This window comes from Nocardia sp. NPDC023852, assembly GCF_040639505.1.
Lineage (GTDB): Bacteria > Actinomycetota > Actinomycetes > Mycobacteriales > Mycobacteriaceae > Nocardia.
This window is the reverse complement of record NZ_JBFAAB010000078.1, coordinates 1-1708: the sequence shown is the minus strand read 5'-3', so window position 1 is coordinate 1708 and position 1708 is coordinate 1. Positions and strand designations below refer to the sequence as shown.

At 64.4% G+C, this 1708-nt stretch carries 1 protein-coding gene; it reads left to right on the top strand.

Annotated features, from left to right (window positions below):
- Positions 1-1708: condensation domain-containing protein (locus tag AB0H00_RS31940; protein ID WP_357273668.1), on the top strand; the 1708-nt coding region annotated here is incomplete at both ends.

Here is a 1708-nt window from a genome sequence, read left to right as displayed (position 1 = left end):
GCTTGATCGTGCGGTGTTGCCGGAGCCTGTTTTTGCTGCGCGTGTGTTTCGTGCGCCTTCGACGCCGGTTGAGGAGGTCGTGGCCGAGGTGTTCGGGGCGTTGCTGGTGTTTGAGGAGGACGGCCGGGTCGGGGCGGACGACGACTTCTTCGAGCTCGGCGGTAATTCGTTGCTTGCCGCGCAGGCCGCGGCACGGGTCGGTTCGGCGTTGGGTGTGCGGGTGCCGGTGCAGTTGTTGTTCGAGGCGACAACTGTCGCCGCGTTGGCGGCGCGTGTGGAACAGCATGTGGGTTCGGTGGTGGGCCAAGCGTTGCGTGCGGGCCCGCGACCGGTGCGGGTGCCGTTGTCGTATGCCCAACAGCGGATGTGGTTTCTCAACCGTTTCGATCCGGGTAGCGCGGTAGACAACATCCCGGTGGCGGTGCGTTTGTCGGGCCGGCTGGATGTCGAGGCGTTGCGGGCTGCGGTGGGCGACCTCGCCGAACGGCACGAGGTACTGCGTACCGTCTACCCGGAGATCGATGGCGAGGGCTACCAGCTGGTGCTGCCGACCGGTGATGTGCGCGCGGTACCGGAGTTCATGATCGAGCAGGCCCACCACAGCGAGGTGCCCGCGTTCGTCGCTGCCGTGGTGACAGACGGTTTCGACGTGACCAGCAGGCCGCCGGTACGGGTGCGGCTACTCGCGTTGAGCGAGACCGAGCATGTGTTGATCTGTGTGGTGCACCATATCGCTGGTGACGGGTTCTCCATGGGCCCGTTGGCTCGTGACCTGATGGGCGCATACGCGGACCGGGTGCGTGGTCGCGTGCCGCAATGGTCACCGTTGCCGGTGCAATACGCCGACTATGCGATATGGCAGCGTGCGGTTCTCGGTGACGAAGACGACCCGGATTCGGTACTGGCGCAGCAGATCTCGTTCTGGCGCAGCACATTGGCAGGCTTGCCTGAACAGTTGGAGTTGCCCGCGGATCGGGCACGTCCCGCGGTCGCCTCGCACCGCGGCGCCACGGTCGGCTTCGAAATAGATGCTGATGTGCACGCGGCGTTGAGCCGCCTTGCCCACACCCACAATTCGACGTTGTTCATGGTGATGCACGCGGCGCTGGCTGTGTTGTTGGCTCGGTTGTCGGGCACCGGTGACATCGCGGTGGGAACTCCGATCGCCGGACGTGGCGAGGCGGCGTTGGATGATGTGGTCGGCATGTTCGTCAACACATTGGTGCTGCGCACCGAGGTCGACTCGGGCACGCGTTTCGATCAGCTGTTGCGTGCGGTGCGTGAAGCCGATGTCGAGGCGTTCGGTCACGCTGATGTTCCGTTCGAGCGGCTGGTGGAGTTGCTGGACCCGGTGCGTTCGGCAGGGCGTCATCCACTGTTCCAGGTGATGCTGACCTTCCAGAACCTCGCACACACCGAACTGGAACTGCCTGGCCTTTCGGTATCAGGAGTGGACCTCGCGGTGCCGCTGGCCAAGTTCGATCTACAACTGACACTGGTGGAAAACATCGAACGCCGCGGCGAACCCCACGGCATGTCAGCGGCATTCACCTACGCCACCGACCTGTTCGACCAAGCCACCGTGCAAGACTTCGCCGACCGCTTCAACCGAATCCTGACCACCGTCGCATCCCAACCCACCACGACCGTCGGCGACATCGACGTCCTCGCCCCAGGCGAACGAGACCTGGTCCTACACGAATGGAAC